This window comes from Streptomyces sp. NPDC030991, assembly GCF_055571235.1.
The window spans coordinates 285,162-304,625 of sequence record NZ_JBVIFR010000005.1 but is presented as its reverse complement, the minus strand read 5'-3'; the positions used below and the strand labels follow the sequence as shown (position 1 = coordinate 304,625).

Here is a 19,464-nt window from a genome sequence, read left to right as displayed (position 1 = left end):
CCGCGATGACCTGGCGGTCACTGCGGCAGGCCCCCCGGGTCCGGCCCCGGCAGGAGCGGTAGCGGTTCACCGGCGGGAGCAGGTGGCGGAGCCGGCAGGCGAGGCGCCGGACAACTCCGCGTCCACACGGCTCAGTTGGCGGCGTTGCCGCCGAGCGAGGGCTGGCCCGTCGTGGAGACGCCGACGTCGGAGGCCATGAAGTAGTGGCTGCCGGTCGTCGTCAGCTTCGTACCCGAGGAGGGCAGGTAGGTGAGCTGGCCGTCGAAGGCGTTCTCGCCCATGGAGCCGATCGTCAGGTCGGCCCGGCCGTCACCGGTGACGTCGGTGAGCTTGACCTCGCTGCCGAAGTGGTCGCTGTCCTCGTCCGCGCCGGGGACACCGGCGCTGTTCTGCGAGAAGTACTGGATGCCCGACGTGGTGTCGATGCCCTGCGCCGTGCCGTAGAGGACGGTCACCGCACCCGCGTCGGCGACCCCGTCGATGTCCTCGGAGTCGGTGCCCACGACCAGGTCCTGGTACGTGTCGCCGTTGATGTCGCCGAGCGACAGTTCGCCGCCGAATCCATCACCCTTCTCCGAGGCGCCGGGTACGGAGCCCGAGTTCTGGGAGATCGTGGTCGAGCCGGCCGGGCCGCTCGCCGAGCCGTAGGTGAGGGAGACCTTGCCCCCGTCGGTCGCGCCGGGCACCCCGTCGGCCTTGTCCCAGGAGATGCCGCTCACGATGTCGCCGAAGCCGTCGTTGTTCACGTCGCCGATGTCCGTGATGACGCCGGGCGTGAGACCGACGGCGTTCGCGCCGTCGAGGCCGGAGGGCGTGCCGGGGAGGTAGAAGTTCTTGTTCCAGGCTTCGGCGGTCTCGGTGTCGTAGCCGTCGACCACCAGGTCGGACCTGCCGTCGCCGTTGACGTCGCCCGCGACGAGCGTGAGGGGTCCGTTGTAGTGCGGGTCGCTGCTCGCGTTCTGGATCGGAGGCTTGAAGGCGTAACGGCCGCCCAGGGTGCCCGACTTGCTGGTACCGCCCTTGAAGACGTACACCGAGGCGCCGGTGGAGCCCACGGCGAGGTCGTCCTTGCCGTCGCCGTCGAAGTCACCCGCCGCCAGCGACCTGCCCCACAGGTCGTGCGCGCCGGGGGCGGGGTCGGTGACCGTGGTGCCGCCGGAGAGGCCGGAGGCGGAGCCCCACAGGATCTGGACGAGACCGCCGTCCTTGTCGCCGTCCACGTCCTCGTACTCCGCGCCGACGGCCAGGTCGTCGAACCCGTCGTGGTTGAAGTCGCCGTAGGCGCTGCCCCAGCCGAAGGCGTCGCCCGCCTCCGCGCCACCGGGCACACCGGGGGAGTTCTGGCTGAACGTCGTCCGGTTCGCCTTGTTCAGGCCGCCTTTCGAGCCGTACAGGACGACGATCTGCCCCGCGTTCGCGTGACCGGCGACCGAGGCGTAACCGGCGGAGAAGGCGACATCGCCGAACCCGTCGTGGTTGAAGTCCGCCTCGTGGTGGTGGACGGAGTCGGCGGCGGCGGACGGGCCGGCCGTGACGCCGAGGAGGCCGCCGGTCGCGGCGAACGCGACCGCCGTCGCGAGGACGAGGCGTATGTGTCTGGAGTGCATGCAGAGTTCTCCTGCGGCATGCGAGAACGCCGGCCCTGCCGACGCCCGCAGTCGATTGGGAATGCTTTCGCCCGCATCCACCGGGGATCTACCTCGGGGTTCTTGGGCGTACGCGATCAGGAGACCCGCCATGGGGCCGGAGGGTTGTACTGGACACGATCAAAGTTGAGGACGTACGAGGGATCGACGCCTCGGCCCGACGCTGGGGCCGGGGCGGCCGGTTCCTCGGGTGTCCGGCTCATCTGGCGCCGACGACGGGCGAGTGCTGGCGGGGAAGGGCGGGGAAGCCGATCCAGTCGAGGCGCAGGACCGCCAGGTCGTCGGTGTGACGGTCCGCGTTGCGCCGACGTACCTCGGCGATGATCCGGTCGAGGTGCGCCGCCGTGTCGGTGTCCGCCCCCGAGTCGACGATGCCGAGCAGGCCCTCGACGCCGAGCCGTTGGGACGTCTCACCGTCGTGTCCCTCCACCAGCCCGTCCGTGTACAGGGTGAGGCTGCCGCGCGCGGGCAGCGGGACGACCGTGGGCGACCACGAGCACACACCCGGAGAGAGCCCGAGGGCGATGCCGTGCACCGCGTCGAGCTCCACGGTCCGTCCGCCGACGGTCAGTAACGGGGCATGGTGGCCCGCCAGATGGACGGTGGCCGTCGCGGCGACATGGTCGAGGGTGATCAGGCTGCACGTGGTGAACAGGTCCGACGTACTGCGCTCGGCGACGTGCATGCGCTCCAGAAGGTGCAGCAGGGCCGTGCCCCGGTGCCCGCCCAGGGTCAGCGAGCGCCAGGCGATGCGCAGGCAGACGCCCAGCGCGGCGGCGTCGGGACCATGACCGCTGACGTCGCCGATGATGGCGTGGACGCGTCCGTCGGGCGTCTGCACCACGTCGAGGAAGTCGCCGCCCAGCAGCGCCTGCTGCCGGCCGGGGAAGTACCGGCTGACGGCCCTGACCTGCTCGGAGTCGAGCATCGGCTGCGGCAGCAGGCCGCGCTCCAGACGGGCGTTCTCCTCGGCCCGCAGCCGGCCCGCCTGGAGGTTGGCGTTGGCCCGCTCCGCCTGCTTGCGGTGCACGGCGTAGCGCACGGCACGCTGCAGCAGTTCGGGGTCCACCTTGCCTTTCACGAGGTAGTCCTGAGCGCCGGCGGCGAGCGCTTCGACCCCGGCCTGTGACTCGGCGAGGCCGGTCAGGACGATGACCGCCGCGTCGGACGCGGTACCGAGGACCGCCTCGACGGCGGCGAGCCCGGAGGCGTCCGGCAGGTGGAGGTCGAGCAGCACGCAGTCGACGGGCTGTTCGGCCAGCCTCCGCCGCGCCTCGGCCAGCGTGCGACAGTGCACGAGCGTGTGGTCGAGGACCGTGTCGATGAGGAGTTCCTCGACGAGGAGCGCGTCACCGTCGTCGTCCTCGACGAGAAGGATCCGATACGGCGATGTGGCCCCGGTGATCGCTGTCGTCACGGTTGCGGCGCTCCGGAATCGTCCGCTGACGCGGGAGGCTGAAGGGGAAGGGTGAACCACAGGGCTGTGCCGTCGCCCTCGACGGGGTCGATACCGATCGTCCCGCCGTGGAACTCGACCGTCTTCTTGCACATGGCCAGCCCGATGCCGGTGCCCGGGTAGGCATCACGGGTGTGCAGCCGCTGGAAGATGACGAACACCTTCTCGCGGAACTCGGGGGCGATACCGATGCCGTTGTCGCGCACGGTGAAGCGCCAGTCGCCGCCCTCCTGGCGCACCTCGATCCTGATGTGCGGCGGGCGGTCGGGGGAGCGGAACTTCAGCGCGTTGGAGAGGAGGTTCTGCCACAACAGTCCGAGCTGCGTCGTGTCGCCGACGACCACCGGCAGCGGATCGTGCTCGACGCTCGCGCCGGTCTCCTCGACGACGACGCTCAGGGAGTCCAACGCCTGCGCGAGGCTTCCTTCCAGGTCGACCTTCGACTTCTCGTTGTGCACGCGGCCGACGCGGGAGAAGGCGAGCAGGTCGTTGATGAGGATCTGCATGCGGTTGGCGCCGTCCACGGCGAAGGCGATGTACTGGTCCGCCCGCTCGTCCAGTTTGTCGCCGTAGCGCCGCTGCAACAGCTGCGTGAAGCTGGAGATCTTCCGCAAGGGCTCTTGCAGGTCGTGGGAGGCGACGTAGGCGAACTGCTCCAGTTCGGCGTTGGACCGGCGGAGCTCCTCCGTCTGCTGGTCGAGCTGGGCCCGCGCCTGCTCGCTCTGTTCCAGTTCGTGGACGAGCCGGCGGCGCATGGTCTCGATGTCGGTCGCCAGCTGCTGGAGATCGGCGGGGCCGGTCGCCGGCACGGCGCGGGTGAACCGGCCCCGGCCGACCTCGCGTACCGCCGCGCCGATCCGGTCCAGGGGAGCGGTCACCCCGCGGCGCAGGGCCTCGAAGGCGATGGCGAGCGTGAGGGCCAGCAGCAGCGCGATGGCGGTGAAGACCCCGTTGCGCACCTGCTGTGCCCATCGCAGGTCCTCTCCGGCCTGTACGCGCGCCGCGCGCAGATGGTCCTGCTGCACGGTGAGCGCCGCTCGCACGTCGTCGAAGAGCCGCTTGCCCTCGTCCGTGCGCCGTTCGGCGATCGTGACGGCGTCGCCCGAGGGCGCCGTTGCCACAGGGCGTGCCACGTCGCGTTGCCAGGCGGCGATCTTCTCCTGCACCGTGGCGAGGTCGGCACGGGCGACCTTGTCGTTCCGCACCGCGTCCAGCAGGGAACGCGTCGCGGTCCGCTCGTCCTTGACGCCCTGCGTGTACGGCTCCAGGAAGTCGTGGCGGCCGGCGAGGCCGTACCCGCGGATTCCCGTCTCCTGGTTGACGAGGGCCGCTTCCAGCCGGACCGCGTTGATCAGGGCGGGGGAGCGGTACTGCACCACCTGCTCGGTGATCTGTGACGTCCGGGCCAGCGCCCACACGCCCAGCGAGCCAAGCAGGACGAGGGCCACCGCCATGACGCCGATCCCCACACGGAGCCAGCGCCGGGTGGTCCAGCGCGAGATCGCGGACGTCTCGTCCGCGACAGCAGCAACACTCATGCTTCCTGAGCTCCTTCGCGTGCCCTGGGCCGCTCCGAAGCCGTCGCGGCGACGACACTTTACGCCACCGGACAACAGTTGTTGTCCAGCAGGACATGCCCCTATACGGTGGCTTCATGCCTGAAGCCGACGTCACTCCTTCGCCCTGTGAGGAACGCCTCGCGTTGCTCGCCGTGCAGGCGGTCGACGAGCTCGTGGGCGGCCTGGAATCGCATGTCGCCTACCCTCCGGAACCGCACTGGCACCGCGACGACGAGAGCAGACCGGCGCTGCGCAGACTGCGCGTCCTGGTCCATCTCCAGAACGCGGTCAAGGAGTTGGAGAGCGTCGCCGCCCGTGAGGCAGCCGCGGCCGGCGCCGGATATCCACAGATCGGCGAGGCATCGCACCTGAGCCGCCAAGGCGCACGGCGCCGCTGGCCGGGGCTGATGAATGGCAGCACCCACTCATACCCCTCCTTCCTCCCCCGGAGCACAGAGTCATGATCACCACCGCCCGCCCGTACGACGTCCTGCTCGTCGAGGACGACTTGGCGGACGCCATGCTCATCCAGGACGCCCTGGCCGAACGCGGTGCTCGTAACCTCACCCAGGTCGAGGACGGCATCGCGGCGCTCGACTACCTCCGCGACCCCGCACACGCGCACCCGGACCTCATCGTCCTGGACCTGAACATGCCGCGGATGAACGGCCGTGAGCTCCTGGCCATCCTCAAGGACGACCAGGAGCTGCAGGCGATCCCCGTCGTGGTCCTCACGACGTCCTCGGCCCCCGACGATGTCACCGACGCCTACCGCCGCCACGCGAACGCCTACGTCACCAAGCCGGTCAACCTGGAGGACTTCGAGGAGGCAGTGCGCAGCATCGACGCCTTCTACTTCGACACGGCCGCCAAACTCCGCAGGGACTGACGCCGCTCCGCACGGGACTGATCCGGTGGCCCGCCGCTACGGGCCACCGGATCAGTGCGTCTCCGGTGCGGCGGCAGTACGCGGTCTCGGCGGGCTCGTTCGTAGCGGGTGCTCCGCACCGGGAATTCTCCGGTGCGCCGCCTCGTTGCACTCACGCCCGCTGCCCCGAACCGTGACCCGAGGAGCGCCTTGCCCGATCTCTCGCCCGCCGCCACCGTGCCTCCCCTCCCCCCGCTCGCCGCCCAGGCGGAGCGGTTGATCGAGCTCGGAGTGCACGAGCTCGCGCGGATACCCGCCGAAGACCTGCGCACCCTCGCCGGGAATTCCGGCCGCGCGGACGGCGACACCTTGCTCGCCGTCCACCCGGACCGGGCCCCCGCCTCCGCCCTCGCGCCCCTGCTCCGCCGCGACGGGAAGCCCGGGTTCGTCGTCACGGACATGCCTGACGTGGACCGGTTCGCCCCCGACATCGCCGGGACACCTCACGCTCCGCTCTACCTCGTCACCGGCCTCGACCGAGGCGACCGCATGGCCAACTGGAGCCCCGACGAGGCGCTGCCCGCCCTCACCGAGGAGGGCCGCACCCCGCTGCTGCTCACCGAAGGCATCCACTGGGTGCTTCAGCAGCCGGCGGCCCTGGAGCGCAACCACTGCTTCATGACCATCGGTTCCCGGCTGCGCAAGGACAACGGCACCCCGGACGCCCGTACCCCGGCCCTCTGGATCAGCAACGGCACAGGACGGGACGGCCGCGAGCGACGCGACGCCCCGAAGGTCGGCTGGTGCTGGTGGGGCAACCGCCACACCTGGCTGGGCATCGCCTCCGCCACGGGCCGTGCGGGGTAGCAGGCTCCCCACCGGCCCACCCACCCGTCGGCAGGATCGTCCGAACCCGGAGAAGATCAGTCCGGCGAGGTCGGCAGCAGCGCGATCAGCCGCACCGAGGGCATCCCACATTCCGGGGCCGAGCGCGATTGGCGGGTTCTGTCCCTCTGTTCATGAATGTCCCTCACTATGTTGCGCTCAAGGGCGCTCCCCAGGGGAGGCCGAGCGGCGTCATCCATGAACAGCTATGAACAGAGCGGTTCCCGGACCGGATCTTCATGCTTGCGTCAGGATAGGAGGACGCCGTCTTGCGTATGCAAGAAGCGTCGAGCTGGCTGCTCAGTGAGCTCACGAGCCATGGCCGTATCTCCTTCCGGCTCGCCTGCCGGAGACTGACGGTCTGGGAATCGCTGCTGGTCCAGCATGTGCTCGGCCGGGCCGACGTCGAGGTCGCCACCGGCCCGGCCGTCGAGCCGGGCCTCATACCGATCACCCGCTCCGCGCTCTCCGGCGTCTCCTTCTGGAGACCCGGTGAGCTGCCACAAGCCCCGGGGGAGACGCTGGCCTGGATGCGCGTGCCGCCCGAGGTCCTCGACATGATCGATGAGGAGACACGGTCCGCGCAGGCACACGAAGCCGCCGAATTCCACGAGGTCGACGCCATTCTCAGCGGCTGGGAGGAGAGCGGGGAGCTCGACCGCCGGCTGGTCCAGCTCGCCGACTGGGTGGAACGGGTCGAGACGGTCTACGTGTTCGTGGGACGCGAGGTCTTCTCGAAGTCCGACGCCGGCAGCAACACCTTGACACGCGACGGCCGGCTGTCGGATCTGCGGCAACGCCCCCCGATGACCTGGCCGGTGGCCGACCGATTATTCGTGGTCCTCGCGCACTGCTTGTTCAGCAGTGGCAGATCCGTGCGGTTCGAGGAATTCAACGGCAAGCAATTGTCGGTCACCGGGCTGCGCCGGTTCCTGCTGGAGAGGCATGCCAACTACCGCGCCGCGATCGGCCGCCCACCGCACAGCCCCCACGGGATGCCGCTGGCCGAACTGGCGGCGGAGGTCCGCGTCCTCCAGAAGCAGGTCGACCGGCATTCACCCTTCATGCGCTACCGCCGCATCAACGGCCTCACCTTCGTCAAGAACGAGTACCTCGCCGACCTGCCGCACCCCCGCGACCCGCACACCCTGCCCGAGCTGATCGCCCGGCACGGCCGCGCGCACCTGAACGTCGGGCCCACCGGGCGGGTACGGGCGGACCTGCGCGCCCTGGCCGCCGAGGCCGCCCATCTCGACGCCCGGGGAGCGGCGGGCAACGGGCACCGGCCCGAGCACGGCGCCGTCGGCGAACTCCTCGCCGCCATCGTGCTCTCCGCCGTCCACGCCACCGACTCCGACTACGGCATGAGCAGTTCGGTCCGCGATCTCACCCGGCTGCGCGGCGCCCGGCCGGGCGGACCCGAGGGCGTACTCACGCTCAAGAAGGGCGACTTCTTCTGCTGCTGCCTGCCCCACACCACCCGCATGGCCGAGGCGGGCGACGACATGGGCCCCATCCTGTGGCGCGCCGCCCAGCGCATGATGTACAACCGCTGGCACTTCGCCCCCGGCGAGTTCGAGCGCCAGGCCATCCCCGAGAAGCGGCACTACTTCTTCCCGCCGCAGGTGCCCGACATCGCCGAGCACGCCGACCACCGGCACGGCGGCCACACCGCCTCACGGGTGCGGTTCTCCCTCCGCGCCCCCGGGGCCCAGGTGTGGCATCCGCCCTTCACCGTCTTCGGCCACGGCTTCCGCGGCTGCTACGACGTCCGGCTGGTGCGGATGGAAGGCCCGGCCTACACCCTGCGGGAGCTCCACGAGGCCGTACGCCACTGCTCCCTCGTGGACGAGCTCTGGCGCACGCTCGCGGACGGGGTCCAGAACGCCACCCTCCCCGTACGGCCTGTCGGCGGCTTCGACCGCGTCTGGTACGCGTCGCGCGGCTGGGAACGGCTGGGCGCCCACGCCCTGGCCACCGAGGGTCTGCCCGCTCCCGGCTGACCGGCACAGCGGCGGCGGCACGGCGGCCGGCGCCGACGCGGAACCCACGGCGAGCGCGGCCGCGCCCACCCTCCGATCCCGACCGAGGAGGAGACACCCCGTATGACCGAGCAGCCCGCGCGCCCGCACCACGGCCCTCCCGTACCGGTCACCCACGTCATCGAGACCGTCGCCCGGACCGTGTGCCGGGACACCCGGCACCGCATCCACTATCGCGACGACGGTGACATCCGGTCGCTGACCCTGGCCGAACTCGACGCGGGCGCGGTGCGCGTGGCCGCCCGGCTCGTCGCGCTCGGCGTCGGCGCCCGGGACCGGCTCGGCATCATGGCGCCCAACCGCCTGGAATGGGTCCTGCTCGACCTCGCCGCGCTGAAGCTCGGCGCCGTGACCGCCGCGATCGAGCCGGACCGCCACCGACCGGCCGCCATGGCCGCGGAACTCGGGCTGCGCCTGCTGTTCACCAGCGACCCGGGCTCCGCGCGCGAGGCCGCCCCCGGGTCCGGCCCGGTGCAGGGCCTCGAACAGGTCCGCGCCTGGGCGTTCGACACCGCGGGCCCGTCCGGACTGCCGCCCCACCCCGGCTACGACCCGGCCGACATCTGTGCGATCAAGCAGACGTCCGGGAGCACCGGGCCGCCCAAGAGCATCGAGGTCACGGTCGCCAGCGTCGAGCAGTCCATGGCCGCCGTCCAGGAGATGTTCGACCACCGGGACGGGGACAACCTGCTGGTCTTCCTGCCGCTCTACTTCCTGCAACAACGCTTCTGGATCTACTCGGCGCTGGTCCACGGCCACGACGTCACCCTCGCCGACCGGGGGAGCGCGGCGCAGAGCGCGTACACGGTCTCCCCGACCGTGATCATGGGAGTGCCGGGCTTCTACGAGCAGATCCGGACGCGGCTGGAGGCCGACGGGGTCCCCGGCGACCCGGTGGGCCGGGGCGCGGCGATCCAGCGGATGCTCGGCGGCCGCGTCCGCTATCTGTGGACCGGGTCCGCTCCGGCGGGACGCCAGATGCTGCACTTCTTCAACGACGCCGGTGTTCCCCTCTACGAGGGCTACGGTCTCACCGAGACGTGCATCGTCTCCAAGAACCATCCCGGCGCCTTCCGCATCGGCAGCGCAGGCCGGGTCCTGCCCCACAAATGGGTCCGCTTCGACAAGGACGGCATCCTCGTCGTCGGCGGCAGCCACCCGCTCAACACCCGGTACACCTCGGGCCCGCCCGGCGCGAGCGAGCGGACGTTCCTGCCCAGCGCCGAGGTCAGAACCTACGACGTCGGCCATATCGACGAGGACGGCTTCCTCTACATCGACGGCCGGGTCGACGACATCGTCTCCCTGAGCACAGCGCTCAACATCCTGGTGCCCGCCGTCGAGGAACGCGTCCGTGAACTGCCCGGCGTGCACGACTGCGCGGTCTTCGGCGACGGCCGCCCCTACCTCACCGCGGTCGTCTCACCCAGCACCACCGACCTCGGCAAGGAGGAGCTCGCCCGCGACCTGACCGATCTGAACGCGGACCTGCGCCACGACCAACGCGTCTACGCCGCCGTCATCGCGGAAGAACCGTTCTCCCTCCAGAACGGTCTGCTCAACGCCCAGTACAAACTGATGCGCTCCCGGATCGGCGCGCGCTACTCCACGGACCTGGAAGGCGTCTACGAGAAACACCGGCTCTGCAACGACGGCACCCTCGGCGAGGGGCCGGTGCTGGTGACGGCCGCGGCCACCAAGCCGCACGACGGACAAGCGGAGGAAACAGAGAAGTGAGCTGGGACGAACTGGCCGCGATCGAACCGGCCAACGGCCGGGTGACCCTGCGGCGCGTGCGCGTCACCGACACCGAAGCCTTCGCGCGGATCGTGTACGAGCCGGAGATCTGGCGCTACTTCGTCCAGCGCATCGAGGCACCGGACGACCTCCACGACTTCCTGGAGACCGCGATCCGGGACACCCTGACCGGCACCCGCATCGTCTTCGCCGTCCTCGACAACGCCACCGGACACATCGTCGGCAGCACGGCCTACGGCAACCTCGCTCCGGCCGACCGCCGACTGGAGATCGGCTGGTCCTGGCTCTCCGCGGGAGCCCGCCGTACCGGCATCAACCGGGCGACCAAGCTGGCCCTCCTCGACCACGCCTTCGACGAACTCGGCTGCGAGCGCGTCGAGTTCAAGACAGACGTGTTCAACGAGCCCGCGCGCACGGGACTGGCCGGCATCGGAGCCGTCGAGGAGGGGGTCTTGCGCAGCTTCAACGTCATGCCCGGCGGCCGCCGCCGCGACGTCGTCTACTACAGCATCCTGCGCGACGCATGGCCGGCCGTACGCAAGGACCGGCTCCAGGCGGCCGGCGCCCCCGCCTGAACCTCCAGCACCACGCCACCACCCCACCACGGTCACCGGGAGGAACAGGAGTGCACCGCGATTTCGTCATCGAAGCCGCCGGAGAGCGTCTGGCGGCGACGACGATCACGCGCGCCGACGGAGTCGACCCGGGGATCCTGGCCCTGCACGGCCTGGGCCCGACCACGACCCGGCACCGCACGCGCTACCTGCTCGACGCGCTGGCCGAGCACGGACACACGTCGCTCACCTTCGACTTCTCCGGCAACGGTGACAGCACGGGCGAACTCACCACCTCCACCCTGCGCCGGCGCCGCGCGGAGACCCTCGCCGCGGCCCGCCGGCTCGACCGCACCAGGCCGCCTGTGATCATCGGCACGAGCATGGGCGCGCACCTCGCCGCCTGGACCGTACCGGAGCTGCGCCCGCGCGGCCTGGTGCTGTTCTGCCCGGCCACCTATCCCGCGCACGCCACCGACCTGCCCTTCGACGGCAGCCTGGTGCGCCCTGCCTACCACCCCGACTCGCCCGCATACGCCGCGCTGCGCCGCTTCGACGGCGATCTCCTCGTCTTCGGCGCCCGCCAGGACGAGGTGTGCCCGCCCGAGGTCATCGACGGATACCGCGACCACGCCCGCCGTGCCCGGTCCGTCGAGGTCGTCTGGCTGGAGGGCTGCGACCACTTCGTGCACGACTGGCTGCCCGGAAAGGAGCCCCTGCGCCAGGAGGCCGTGCAGAGCCTGCTGCGCCTGCTCACCGCCTGACGCGCGACCCGCACCCCAGGAGAGGCATCGCCATGCAGAACGAGCCGAACCTACTGAAACGACAGGACATCGACGCCCTCGGCACGGTCGAGGCGGCCTTCCACTCCGGCCCGCTCGCCGACGCCCTCGCATCGGCCCCCGCACTGGAGCGCCGCAGCGGCCTGACCCGGGAGGAGTTCGACCGGGACCACCGGTTCCCGGGACGTCCGGTCGTACTGGAGGGGTACGCCGCCGACTGGCCCGCCGTACGCGCATGGACCTTCGAGAACCTGGCGGTCCGCTGCGCCGACGTCCCGGTCATGGTCGACAGCTACAACAGCAGGGCCGCCCGGGAAACGACCTTCGGTGACTTCGTGGACCTCCTGGGCAAGAACGCCCACAGCGGCGCCGCCCCGCTCTACCTCCAGGAGTGGTACTACCGGACCACCGCACCGGGGCTCGCGGCGGACCTGCCCGAACTGGACATCGCCCAGTACGACTTCCGGCGGGACCTGTACGGCGAGGCCGCCTCGATCAACCACCAGATGTGGATCGGCCAACGCGGCGGCGTGACCCGCCTGCACCAGGACTCGTACTCCGTCGACGTGATGCACGTGCAGATCGTCGGCGAGAAGCTCTGGTACGTCATGGGCCCGGGCGCCGAACTCCTGCCCGGACCCGACGGCGAGGCGGAACTGGAGAAGCTGTGCGCCGCACCGGAGACCCGGCTGACGCGCTTCGTCCTGCGCCCCGGAGACGTGCTCTACCTCCCCGCGCTGTGGTTCCATCGCATCGAACTCCTCAGCGACTCCATCGGGCTCGGCCGCAAATGCCTGGACCAGGCCAACCTGCGGACCCACGTCCGCCAGCGGGTCGGGGAACTGCTCGCCCTGGCCCTCAACCCCGACGAACTGCGCGCCACCCACTCCGAGCTGTTCGACGTCGTCACCACCAGGGCCCGCGCCCTCGCCGACCGGATGGACATCGACCTCTCCCGCCTGCGCCAGTGAGGCAGGAGAAGCCCATGAGGCAGCGGCACATCCTGCTGATCGGAGGCGTCGGCGGCCAGGGCCACGAACTGGCCAAGGCGACGGCGCTGGGACTGCGCCACTCGATGGTCCAGACCCCCGAGCACGCGAGCGAGGAACAGGCGGCGCGCACCACCCGGTACGCCGTCCTCGACTATCGCGACCCGGACGAGCTGCTCCCCGTCGTCCGGGACTGGCACGCGGCCCAGCCCTTCGACGCCGTGCTCTCCTTCACCGAGTACGGCCTGGAACCCGCGTCCCGGGCAGCCCTCGACCTGGGCGTCCCCGGCGAGAACCTGACCGCCGTCCTCGCCACCCGCGACAAGACACGAACCCGCGCGCTGCTCGACCGGCACGGCCTGAGTCCCGTCCGGCACCGGGTGTGCACGTCCGAGACGGACGCGGCCGCCTTCCTGGCCGAACTCCGGACCCCGATCGTCCTGAAGCCCCCGGCGGGCGGCCTCAGCGAGGGCGTCTACGTCGTCGAGTCCCTCGCGCAGCTCGCCGAACGGTGGGCCTGGACCACGGCGGTGGCCGGACGCGGACCGGTGCTGGCGGAGGAGTTCCTGACCGGGCCCGAGTACAGCGTCGAGTCGATGACCCGGCACGGCGCGCACGAGGTCGTCATGGTCACGGAGAAGCTGACCACCGGCTTCCCGGGCTTCGTGGAGCTGGGCCACCAGAGCCCCGCCCGCCTCGGCACGGGGGAGCGGGAGGCCGTCGAGGAGCTGATCCTGGACTTCCTCGACCTCATCGGCCAGCGGACCGGTCCGGTCCACAGCGAGGTACGCCTCACCCCGGGCGGCCCGCGCATCATCGAGGCCCAGACCCGCGTCGGCGGCGACCAGATCTGGGAGATGTGCCAGCTGGTCGGCGGGGCGGACCAGATCACCGAGACGATGTGCGCACTGCTGGACCTGCCGGACCCGCCGCGCGTACCCCGGGCCCGCGCGGCCGCCATCCGTTTCTTCTCCTACGAGAACGTCCGCGTCCGGCACGTCACCGGTCTCCCCGACGCCGAGCGGGCCCCCGGCGTCGTCCGGGTGGAGTGCACTCTGCGGCCCGGCCGGGAACTGGGCCCCCTCCTGTCCTCCGTCCACCGCCAGGGTTACGCCCTCTGCACCGGCGACAGCACGAAGGACGCCGTCGCCAAGGCCGAGGCGGCGCGGGATCTGGTCCGCGTGGACCACGAACCGCTCACCGTCACGCCGGCCCGGTAGAGCGGCGGCGAAGGACCCGCGCGACGGCCCACGCGGCCCCCGTACCGAGCCAAGGAGGAACCATGCGAATTCTGGTCTCCGGCACCAACAGGATGTGCCACGACCGGCTCCGCGACCAAGGGCACGAGCTGGTGCTTTTCGTGCCACGGGGGAGGGCCCGGCCGGAGGACGCGGTCGGCCGGTACACCCATGTGGTCGTCCTCGACGACAGCGCCGGCCCCGACCTGTGGGCCGACATCGCGGAGTCCCTGCACCGCCGCGCGCCCTTCGCCGCCGTCGCCGCGTACAACGAGCACACCTACCCCGTCGTGCGGGCCGTCAGCGAGCGGCTGGACATCCCCACCACCGTCGACCTCGACCTGTACGAGCGGGTGCTCGACAAGGCGAGGATGCGGGCGGTCCTCGACAAGCACGCCATCCCGAGCTGCCGGTACGGCTTCGCCCGCGGACGGCAGGCCGTGCTGGAGGCCGTCGCGGAGATCGGACCGCCGTGCGTCGTCAAGCCGGTGGACACCGAGGGCAGCGTGGGCGTGTCGCACATCGACACGGCCGAGGACATCGAGACGGCCCTGCGCCGGGTCGGCTCGCACCACATCGAACGCGGTGTACTGGTCGAGGAGTTCCTGGACGGCGAGGAGTACAGCGTCGAGGCGATCTCCGTCGGCGGCGCCCACCGCGTCGTCGCCGTCACCCGGAAGTTCACCGACCCCGCGACCTTCGTCTCGCGGGGCCACGTGGTGCCCGCCCCGCTCACCCCCGGGGAGCACGACGACGTGGTCGCCTACGTCACCCGGGTCCTCGACGCCTTCGGCTTCCACGACTGCCCCTCGCACACCGAGGTCATGCGCACCTCGCGCGGGCCCCGGATCATCGAGATGCACAACCGGGTCGCCGGGGACGCCATCATGGACCTCGTCCGGCTCTCCACCGGCGTGGACCTCTACGACCTGATCGCCCGCCAGAGCATCGGTGAGGACGTCGGTGCCCTGCTGCCCGCGGAGATCGTCCACGCGCGCAGCGCCGCGGTCTGGTACGCGGCTCCCTCCGGGCCGCCGACGAACTCCCTGCTGGACGTGGAGGGGGTCGAGCGGGTCCGCGACCTGCCGTACGTCGACACCGTCACGCTGCTGCGGCAGCCGGGAAGCCCCCAACCGGCGGTCGGACACAACTTCGACCGCTCCGGGTGTGTCATCGCCGTCGGCGACACACCCGAACAGGCACTGGACCGTGCCCGCGAGGCGACCGGCATGCTCCGTTTCATCTACACCTGGAGCGCCCCGGAGGTGTGAGGGGACCGCACGGACCGGCCAGGGTCGGCCGCGGCGTGGTCACGGTCCTGGCGTCACGGCCCTGGCACCGTGCCGCGGGCCAGGCCGGTCAGCCGTTCGGCGTCCGGCGTGCCGGGTTCGGCGGACCAGAGCACGAGTTGCTGCTCCGGCGCGCCGGCGTAGTGGAAGGTGTCCCAGTCGAGGGTGAGGTCGCCGACGACGGGGTGGGTGATGCGCTTGCTGCCGAAGTCCTGATGCGCGACGCGGTGTTCGGCCCACCAGACCCGGAACTGCCGGTCGGCCACGGACAGCTCACCCACCAGAGCCGTCAGCGCCGGATCCGCGGGACTCGTACCGGCCTCCATCCGCAGCACCTCCACGCACGTGCGGGCGACGTCCTCCCACTCGGAGTAGATCTCCCGCATCACGGGGTCGGTGAAGACCATGCGGACGTAGTTGCGCTCGGCTTCCGGCACCCGTGCGAAATCACACAGCAGCCTCGCCGCCAGCGGGTTCCACGCCAGGATGTCGAGGCGCGGCCCGAAGACGATGGCGGGCGTAGCGGTGAGCTGCCCCAGCAGCCGCGTGAGGTGCGGGTGCACCCGGGGCCTGACCGGCCGACGCGGCGCGTTGCGGTGCCCCGCCCGGGCGGCCTGGTCGAGCAGCCCCTCGACGTACGTCCTCTGATCGCCGTCGAGCCGCAGCTCCCGCACGAGCGCGTCGAGCACCGGCTGCGACGGCGCCAGCCGGCCCTGCTCGATGCGCACGTAGTAGTCGGTGCTGATCGCGGCGAGCTGGGCCACCTCTTCACGGCGCAGACCCCGGACGCGACGCCGGGTGTGCCCGGGCTCGGGCAGCCCGACCTGTGCGGGCGTCAGCTCGCCACGGCGATGCTTGAGGAACTCACCGAGCTCACGAAGGTGCGCGGAACCAGCCATCAGTCCAGCTTGGCACCAGGACGGGTCCGCTGCCTGGGAAAGATCCTTCCTAGGAAACAGTCCGACCTTCTCCCGGCCCGCCGTCGGCCGGACAGTGGACAGGGGCCCGCAGATCGCCGGCCGTCCACGACCGCAAGGAGCAGAGAATGAGGACTGACGTCCGCTTCCCGACCAACGGCCTTCAGCTCGCAGGCCACCTTCACCTCCCCGAGGGCGCCGACGGTCCGCTCGCCGCGATCGTCGTCGGCCACCAGACGACCGGCGTCAAGGAGCAGTCGCCGACGGTGTACGCCACGCGTCTGGTAGCGGCGGGCTTCGCCGCCCTCACCTTCGACGCCGCCTTCCAGGGCGAGTCCGAGGGCATGCCCCGCGGCCTGGAGGACCCGTTCCAGCGCGCCGAGGACTTCCGCGCGGCCGTCTCCTACCTCACCACGCGGCCCGAGATCGACCCCGACCGCATCGGTGTGATGGGCGTGTGCGGATCGGGCGCCTACGTGCCCTACGCCGCCCAGACGGACCACCGGATGAGGGCGGTGGCGGGCGTCTGCGGCACCGACGTCCCGAGCTTCTTCCGCGGCGCCGACCCCGACGGCTGGAAGGAGATGGTGGCGGCCTCGGGCAAGCTCCGCAGCGCCGAAGCCGCGGGCGAACCGGCCGCCACCTTCCCCGCCCTGCCCGACAAGGCCGACGCCGACACCCCCGCCCCGACCGCCGAGTTCATCGACTACTACAAGACGCCCCGGGGCCGGCACCCCCGCTCCACCGGGGACGTGGTCGTCCGCAGCGCCGACCTCCTCGACCAGTTCGACTCCTTCGCCGACGTCGCGAAGATCGCGCCCCGCCCCCTGCTCATGATCGCCGGCACCGAGGCCGTCACCCGCGGCTTCTCCGAGAAGGCGGTCGCCGACAGCCCCGGCAACGCCGAGTTGTTCCTCGTCGAGGGCGCCACCCACGTCGACCTGTACGACCGCGACGAGTACGTCACGCCCGCCGCCGCCAAGCTCGTCGAGTTCTTCACGAAGCACCTCTCCTGACACCGGTGCGGGGCGCGGGCCGCGCGCCTTGTCCGCGTGGCGTCTCCCTGGGTGGGGCGTCATCCGCTGAGCGTTTGTCAGATCTCCCCGGGCCACGAGAGTTGACCGCAGGGCCTCGGGCCGGCGAGACCCGGGCTCTCCCCGAAGCGGCGCATTACGTACCGCCAGGCGGCTCCTCCAGTGGCGGGGCGAGAGAAGCGTGCATACAACGGGATGACGCTCATGTGCGGGCCGAGGACACCCGCTGAAATGGAGAAGTGAAGATGACGGCTGAGTCATTCTCTGCCGAGCCCGAGACTTCCGCGGCCGGCGAGCCCAGGGTCTCGGCGCCTGCCCACTGGGGCACCGCGCAGCTCGACGTCCCACCCCCGCCTTCTGTCCGGCCTGCGGCATGGCCGCAGGCGGCGGACGCCGGCACGGTCGATGCCCCAACGGGCCAGGCGCCGCACCACACCCCCGACATCGACTCCGGCGTCGCCCAGGAGCGGACGGCCTCCGCCCCTGCGACGGAGCCCGTCCTCGCCCCTCCGACGGAGCCCCCCTTCGCCTCTCAGGCCCCTCCGGTGGAGCCCCCATCCGCGCCTCCCGTGGAGGCGGCTTCCGACGCCGACGGCGAGGCGGTGGAGGAGCTCATTCGCATCGCCGTGGTGGCCCGCCCCGTGGACGACATCGCCGAGTTGGTGACCCGTCTGGAGCAGACACCTGACGGGGCGTCGACCGCCGCGTGCGTCCTGCGCCTGGCCTCCGTCGCCCGTTCCGTGGACGACGTCGGCCGGCTGGTGGAGCTGCTCGGCCCGCCCGAGCACCCCACGGGCTACATGGACGAGGCGATCCAGCACGCCGCGAAGGAGCGGCCGGTCCCGGAGGTCACCCGCCTGGTCCAGCTGCTCTCCGTCTCCTCGGGCGACCCGCACAGCGGCGCCGAAGCGGTGCACGCCGCCGCCACGAACAGGTCCGTCGAGGACCTGATGCAGCTCATTGTGGGCCTGGCCGGGAACAGGCGCGGCGACGCTCCCCTGGTGAGGTCCGCACAGGTCGCGCCGCCCGCGACGACCGGACCGGGGTCGTCGCCGGCCGGGCAGCCGGAGTACGCGTCCCCCGGGTTCGCGCCTCACCCGGCGGCGGACGCCCCGCGTCCGTCGAAGGAGCGGAACGCCGCCACGCCGCAGGTGTGGATGCGGCGCGCCGCAGGGGTGCTGATGCTGCTCTGCGCGGTCGCCCATCTCCCGATGGACTGGTCGCAGGGGTCCGCGCTCGGTCTCGCCGCGGCGGTCGGCGTCTGCGCCCTCTGCGCCGTGGTGGGCTTCGCTCTCTGTCTGACCCGCTCGCTGGCCGCGGCTGTGGCGAGCATCCTGGTCGCCGGGGCGCTGGCCGTCGGACATCTCGTCGACGACCGGATCGACTCCGACCTGCTCGCTCAGGTGCTGCGGCCCGAGGGCATTCCCGCGGCGCTTCCCGCGCTCGCGGCGGTGCTCGCCGCGCTGGCCGCCCTGCTGACCGTGGCACTCACGGTGGCCGGCCCGCGCACCCCGGCCGCCGATCGCGACCCGGAGCCGGACCCGGGCGTCTGATCGCCCACTGAAGCTGCCCCGACCACGGACGACGGTGTCACCACACCGTCTTCGTGGCGGGGCAGCGGCGTGTCCCGGCCCGCACGGTCGCGTCATCCGTACGGCGCGTGCGGGCCGCGTCGACCAGGTCCTCGATACGGGCGATGTCCCCGGAGGCACTTCGGCCGCTTCACCCGGCCCGGCCCTTCCGGCGAGGGGAGCAACTGTCGCGGAAGCCGGTGGCGCGACGCCTGTCACGTCATGACGACGGCGACCGCGTCCTTCACCAGGAACGCCGCGATGGCGGCGAAGGTGACTCCGGCGACCATGTTCACCGTCACGGCGGTACGGCGCCCCCGTACCAGCCCCTGGCCGAGCCGGCCGGCGAAGAGGCCGATCGTGCTGTCCCAGACGAGCCCCATGACGAGGAAGATCAGCCCGAGGACCAGCAACTGGAGCCAGAGCGGCCCCTGCTCCGGGTTGGTGAAGCGCGGCAGGAACGCGGCGAAGAACAGCACGGTCTTGGGGTTGAGCAGGTTGGTGAGGACGGCACGGCGCAGGACCTGGCGTTCGGGCGGCGTCTCGGGGGCCTCGGCCGGCGCCTTCCTGGCGGTGCGGATCGTGGTCACCGCCAGCCAGCCCAGATAGAGGCCACCGACCAGCTCCACCAGCATCAGGGCCATGGGGGTGGAGCGCAGCAGGACGGCGAGACCGAGCGCGGCGGCCGTGACGTGCACGACCATGCCCAGGGCCATGCCCGTGGCGGAGACCAGACCGGCCCGCGGACCGCGTTCCAGGGCCACGGCCACGATGTACGCGGCGTCGGGCCCGGGAGCGACGGTGATGATCGCGACCGCCGCCAGATAGGCAGGCAGAAGAGTGGGGTCCAACATGCCAACCTCCCGTAACGCGTAT

General features: G+C 71.5%; 17 protein-coding genes. 12 read left to right on the top strand and 5 right to left on the bottom strand.

What is annotated here, in order from left to right; genetic code table 11:
- Window positions 1–131: 131 nt before the first annotated feature.
- The 3 genes from ACZ45E_RS12630 to ACZ45E_RS12620 form a co-directional block, all read right to left on the bottom strand.
- Window positions 132–1,607, bottom strand: a complete 1,476-nt coding sequence (locus tag ACZ45E_RS12630) for an FG-GAP repeat protein (RefSeq protein WP_468219788.1) — start codon at window positions 1,605–1,607, stop codon at window positions 132–134.
- Window positions 1,608–1,845: 238 nt separating this feature from the next.
- Entirely contained in the window at window positions 1,846–3,063 is a 1,218-nt protein-coding gene (locus ACZ45E_RS12625) for a PP2C family protein-serine/threonine phosphatase (RefSeq protein WP_468219785.1), read from the bottom strand.
- The gene (locus ACZ45E_RS12620) at window positions 3,060–4,640 is read right to left on the bottom strand and encodes a sensor histidine kinase (protein WP_468219784.1); all 1,581 of its coding nucleotides are present in this window, start codon (window positions 4,638–4,640) and stop codon (window positions 3,060–3,062) included. Before ACZ45E_RS12620 ends, ACZ45E_RS12625 begins: the two co-directional genes overlap by 4 nt.
- Window positions 4,641–4,756: 116 nt before the next feature.
- Between ACZ45E_RS12620 and ACZ45E_RS12615 the strand changes: the two genes are divergently transcribed.
- The 10 genes from ACZ45E_RS12615 (at window position 4,757) to ACZ45E_RS12570 (ending at window position 15,048) form a co-directional block, all read left to right on the top strand.
- A complete protein-coding gene (locus tag ACZ45E_RS12615; RefSeq protein ID WP_468219782.1) occupies window positions 4,757–5,125 on the top strand; it encodes a hypothetical protein in 369 nt (122 codons plus the stop codon).
- Window positions 5,122–5,550 carry a response regulator gene (locus ACZ45E_RS12610; RefSeq protein ID WP_468219779.1) on the top strand — a complete coding sequence of 143 codons (429 nt, stop codon included), beginning with the start codon at window positions 5,122–5,124 and terminating at the stop codon, window positions 5,548–5,550. Before ACZ45E_RS12615 ends, ACZ45E_RS12610 begins: the two co-directional genes overlap by 4 nt.
- Before the next feature lie 189 nt (window positions 5,551–5,739).
- Window positions 5,740–6,396: a DUF5701 family protein gene (locus tag ACZ45E_RS12605; RefSeq protein WP_468219777.1), complete on the top strand. Its 657-nt coding sequence runs from the start codon at window positions 5,740–5,742 to the stop codon at window positions 6,394–6,396.
- Between the two features lie 287 nt (window positions 6,397–6,683).
- The gene (locus ACZ45E_RS12600; protein WP_468219775.1) at window positions 6,684–8,417 is read left to right on the top strand and encodes a hypothetical protein; all 1,734 of its coding nucleotides are present in this window, start codon (window positions 6,684–6,686) and stop codon (window positions 8,415–8,417) included.
- A 102-nt stretch (window positions 8,418–8,519) separates the two neighbouring features.
- Window positions 8,520–10,193: an AMP-binding protein gene (locus tag ACZ45E_RS12595; RefSeq protein ID WP_468219773.1), complete on the top strand. Its 1,674-nt coding sequence runs from the start codon at window positions 8,520–8,522 to the stop codon at window positions 10,191–10,193.
- Window positions 10,190–10,789 carry a GNAT family N-acetyltransferase gene (locus tag ACZ45E_RS12590; protein ID WP_468219771.1) on the top strand — a complete coding sequence of 200 codons (600 nt, stop codon included), beginning with the start codon at window positions 10,190–10,192 and terminating at the stop codon, window positions 10,787–10,789. Before ACZ45E_RS12595 ends, ACZ45E_RS12590 begins: the two co-directional genes overlap by 4 nt.
- A gap of 50 nt (window positions 10,790–10,839) precedes the next feature.
- Window positions 10,840–11,532 (top strand): alpha/beta hydrolase, encoded by a 693-nt coding sequence (locus ACZ45E_RS12585; protein WP_468219768.1) that lies wholly within the window; start codon window positions 10,840–10,842, stop codon window positions 11,530–11,532.
- Between the two features lie 32 nt (window positions 11,533–11,564).
- Window positions 11,565–12,521, top strand: coding sequence for a cupin-like domain-containing protein (locus tag ACZ45E_RS12580; protein WP_468219766.1), 957 nt, complete (start codon window positions 11,565–11,567; stop codon window positions 12,519–12,521).
- 14 nt (window positions 12,522–12,535) lie between these two features.
- Window positions 12,536–13,759, top strand: a complete 1,224-nt coding sequence (locus ACZ45E_RS12575; protein WP_468219764.1) for an ATP-grasp domain-containing protein — start codon at window positions 12,536–12,538, stop codon at window positions 13,757–13,759.
- Window positions 13,760–13,821: 62 nt separating this feature from the next.
- Window positions 13,822–15,048, top strand: a complete 1,227-nt coding sequence (locus tag ACZ45E_RS12570) for an ATP-grasp domain-containing protein (RefSeq protein WP_468219761.1) — start codon at window positions 13,822–13,824, stop codon at window positions 15,046–15,048.
- Window positions 15,049–15,101: 53 nt separating this feature from the next.
- On the opposite strand, the gene ACZ45E_RS12565 is transcribed toward ACZ45E_RS12570, so the two are convergent.
- On the bottom strand, window positions 15,102–15,965 hold the full coding sequence (locus tag ACZ45E_RS12565) for an MmyB family transcriptional regulator (RefSeq protein WP_468219758.1): 864 nt from the start codon (window positions 15,963–15,965) through the stop codon (window positions 15,102–15,104).
- A 146-nt stretch (window positions 15,966–16,111) separates the two neighbouring features.
- Between ACZ45E_RS12565 and ACZ45E_RS12560 the strand changes: the two genes are divergently transcribed.
- Window positions 16,112–16,999 (top strand): alpha/beta hydrolase, encoded by an 888-nt coding sequence (locus tag ACZ45E_RS12560; RefSeq protein WP_468219756.1) that lies wholly within the window; start codon window positions 16,112–16,114, stop codon window positions 16,997–16,999.
- A 587-nt stretch (window positions 17,000–17,586) separates the two neighbouring features.
- Window positions 17,587–18,570: a hypothetical protein gene (locus ACZ45E_RS12555; RefSeq protein WP_468219755.1), complete on the top strand. Its 984-nt coding sequence runs from the start codon at window positions 17,587–17,589 to the stop codon at window positions 18,568–18,570.
- Window positions 18,571–18,803: 233 nt separating this feature from the next.
- Here ACZ45E_RS12555 and ACZ45E_RS12550 read toward each other — a convergent pair whose 3' ends face one another.
- Window positions 18,804–19,442 (bottom strand): LysE family translocator, encoded by a 639-nt coding sequence (locus ACZ45E_RS12550; RefSeq protein ID WP_468219753.1) that lies wholly within the window; start codon window positions 19,440–19,442, stop codon window positions 18,804–18,806.
- Window positions 19,443–19,464 lie beyond the last annotated feature (22 nt).

Excerpts from the sequence above, each read along its gene's own strand:
- ACZ45E_RS12630 (WP_468219788.1), bottom strand. The coding sequence starts at position 1,607 with ATGCACTCCAGACACATACGCCTCGTCCTCGCGACGGCGGTCGCGTTC.
- ACZ45E_RS12620 (WP_468219784.1), bottom strand. The coding sequence starts at position 4,640 with ATGAGTGTTGCTGCTGTCGCGGACGAGACGTCCGCGATCTCGCGCTGG.
- ACZ45E_RS12615 (WP_468219782.1), top strand. The coding sequence starts at position 4,757 with ATGCCTGAAGCCGACGTCACTCCTTCGCCCTGTGAGGAACGCCTCGCG.
- ACZ45E_RS12610 (WP_468219779.1), top strand. The coding sequence starts at position 5,122 with ATGATCACCACCGCCCGCCCGTACGACGTCCTGCTCGTCGAGGACGAC.
- ACZ45E_RS12595 (WP_468219773.1), top strand. The coding sequence starts at position 8,520 with ATGACCGAGCAGCCCGCGCGCCCGCACCACGGCCCTCCCGTACCGGTC.
- ACZ45E_RS12580 (WP_468219766.1), top strand. The coding sequence starts at position 11,565 with ATGCAGAACGAGCCGAACCTACTGAAACGACAGGACATCGACGCCCTC.
- ACZ45E_RS12575 (WP_468219764.1), top strand. The coding sequence starts at position 12,536 with ATGAGGCAGCGGCACATCCTGCTGATCGGAGGCGTCGGCGGCCAGGGC.
- ACZ45E_RS12570 (WP_468219761.1), top strand. The coding sequence starts at position 13,822 with ATGCGAATTCTGGTCTCCGGCACCAACAGGATGTGCCACGACCGGCTC.
- ACZ45E_RS12565 (WP_468219758.1), bottom strand. The coding sequence starts at position 15,965 with ATGGCTGGTTCCGCGCACCTTCGTGAGCTCGGTGAGTTCCTCAAGCAT.
- ACZ45E_RS12560 (WP_468219756.1), top strand. The coding sequence starts at position 16,112 with ATGAGGACTGACGTCCGCTTCCCGACCAACGGCCTTCAGCTCGCAGGC.
- ACZ45E_RS12550 (WP_468219753.1), bottom strand. The coding sequence starts at position 19,442 with ATGTTGGACCCCACTCTTCTGCCTGCCTATCTGGCGGCGGTCGCGATC.